The sequence below is a fragment of the Hydrogenophaga sp. genome (assembly GCF_041633695.1).
Lineage (GTDB): Bacteria > Pseudomonadota > Gammaproteobacteria > Burkholderiales > Burkholderiaceae_C > Hydrogenophaga.
Genome location: NZ_JBFJMY010000600.1, coordinates 1 through 2,159 on the forward strand (window position 1 = coordinate 1; position 2,159 = coordinate 2,159).

A 2,159-nucleotide genomic window follows, 5' to 3' on the forward strand; every position below is an offset into this window, starting at 1 on the left:
CGCAAAGGGGCGGCCTGGTAGGGCGTGCGCAGCAGGATGTCGGCTTCGAGCAGCGCGCCCAGGCGCGAGGTGAGCGAGCGCGGCGACATGCCGGTCTGGGCCTGAATGCCATCGAAGCGCCGGTTGGAGAGAAAGATTTCGCGCAGCACCATGAAGGTCCAGCTGTCCGACAGCACGGCACTGGCACGGGCGAGCGAACAATAACGGTCGGGCAGAGAGCTGCGTTTCATGGCGGTGGCAAGCGTGTAGGGCGGTGCGCGTTGGCGGGTGATGCGGTTGCGGAAAATATTACTATAAAAAAGATAGTTATAAAAGAAATACGCGGTGCCAACCCATTTCGCACCGGCTTGCCGAACCCGGTGATAGAGGGTGTTGCCTCAGCAGGGGTATCACCCAGGTGATCTTCATCCTGGCGCCATCTGTGCGACAAACGCGGCTCTTCTTTGTCCACGGCGTGTTGCTCCGGTGCTCGCCCAACCGCTCCTATGAACTCTCTTTTCGACCCCATCCAGGTGGGCGCCATGGCGCTGACCAACCGCACCGTCATGGCCCCGCTCACGCGCAACCGCGCGCCCGGTGCGGTGCCCACGCCGCTCATGGTCACCTACTATGCGCAGCGCGCCAGCGCGGGTTTGCTGATCACCGAAGCCACGGCCATCAGCCACCAGGGGCAGGGCTATTCCGATGTGCCGGGCTTGTATGCGCCGGAGCAGATCGCCGGCTGGAAGCCGGTGACGCAGGCCGTGCACGAAGCCGGTGGCAAGATCGTGGTGCAGCTCTGGCATGTGGGGCGCGTGTCGCACACCGAGCTGCAGCCGGGCCAGGCCGCGCCGGTGGCGCCGTCGGCGATCCGCGCCAATACCAAGACCGTGCTGATCCGCGACGGGGCGCCCACCTTTGTGGACACCTCGGAGCCGCGCGCGCTCGAACTGTCCGAGTTGCCGGGGATCGTGCAGGACTACCGCCTGGCCGCGCTCGCCGCCGTCGAGGCGGGTTTTGACGGCGTGGAAATCCACGCCGCCAACGGCTACCTGATCGACCAGTTCCTGAAGACCGGCAGCAACCAGCGCAGCGACGCCTACGGCGGCAGCATCGAAAACCGCGCCCGTTTGTTGCTCGAAGTGGTCGCTGCCGTCACCGACGCGATTGGCGGTGCGCGCACCGGCATCCGCCTGTCACCCGTGACGCCCGCCAACGACGTGGTGGATGCCGATCCGCAGCCCTTGTTCGACCATGTGTTGCGCCAGCTCGCATCCCATCCACTGGCGTATTTGCATTTCATCGAAGGCGCCACCGGTGGACCGCGTGAAGTGCCGGACCGCCCGTTTGACTACGCGGCGCTCCAGCAAAGCTACCGCGCAGCGGGTGGTCGCGCGGCCTGGATGGTCAACAACGGCTACGACTTGCCCTTGGCCACCACCGCGTTGGCCGAGGGCGCCGATCTGGTTGCCTTTGGCAGGCCGTTCATTGCCAACCCCGATCTGGTGCAGCGCCTGCGGCAAGGTGGTCCGTTCAACACGCCCGACCGCGCCACGTTTTACGGTGGCGGCGCCGCCGGGTACACCGACTACCCCGCGCTGGCGCACTGAAGTGCGAACGTCCCTGGCTCGGCACGCGAACAGGGGCGGGGCAGGCGCAGGAAAAAAGCGCTGAATTATTCCGCGTCGTCCAGCGCACGCTCGGTGCGGCGCATGCGCTGCGCCAGCACGGCCACCAGCACAGCGGCGGCGGCCGAACTGGCCAGCACGGGCGAGGCGCCGACGATGTGGACCAGGCCGTCCAGCGCGTCCAGACCCACTTGTTGCACCCGGTCGACCAGGGCCGCCACGTCGGCGGCCTGCACCCGGTTGACTTCGTCCAGTGGCACGTTCAACTGCGACCAATCGCTGCGCAGCCGGATGCGCGCAAAGATGCCGTTGGCCACAGCTGCCGTGGCGAGCACGCCCAAGGGCTGCAACAGATAGCGCAGCAAGCGGCTGCGCTCAGCGGCCGGTGCGGACTCAAAAACCCGTCCAACCAGTTGCGGAACCGAGAGCTCGGTTGTCTGGCGGCCGCGTGGATCGCCGGCCATGGCTTCAAGTGGATGCGGGGTGTTCATGGGGTGCTGGTCTCAAGTTCGATACCAGCAAAGAAGCGACTTTCGTGCCAACGATCCGGTC

At 66.2% G+C, this 2,159-nt stretch carries 3 protein-coding genes; 1 reads left to right on the plus strand and 2 read right to left on the minus strand.

The annotated features are described in order from the left end of the window. Positions 1-230, minus strand: a 230-nt coding sequence (locus tag ABYB95_RS22220; RefSeq protein ID WP_372662113.1) for a winged helix-turn-helix transcriptional regulator, incomplete at its 3' end; no start/stop codon positions are given. Positions 231-485: 255 nt separating this feature from the next. Here ABYB95_RS22220 and ABYB95_RS22225 point away from each other — a divergent pair. After that, positions 486-1,589, plus strand: coding sequence for an alkene reductase (locus tag ABYB95_RS22225; protein WP_372662116.1), 1,104 nt, complete (start codon positions 486-488; stop codon positions 1,587-1,589). A 65-nt stretch (positions 1,590-1,654) separates the two neighbouring features. On the opposite strand, the gene ABYB95_RS22230 is transcribed toward ABYB95_RS22225, so the two are convergent. Continuing rightward, a complete protein-coding gene (locus ABYB95_RS22230; protein ID WP_372662119.1) occupies positions 1,655-2,098 on the minus strand; it encodes a hypothetical protein in 444 nt (147 codons plus the stop codon). Positions 2,099-2,159: the final 61 nt, after the last annotated feature.

Excerpts from the sequence above, each read along its gene's own strand:
- ABYB95_RS22225 (WP_372662116.1), top strand. The coding sequence starts at position 486 with ATGAACTCTCTTTTCGACCCCATCCAGGTGGGCGCCATGGCGCTGACC.
- ABYB95_RS22230 (WP_372662119.1), bottom strand. The coding sequence starts at position 2,098 with ATGAACACCCCGCATCCACTTGAAGCCATGGCCGGCGATCCACGCGGC.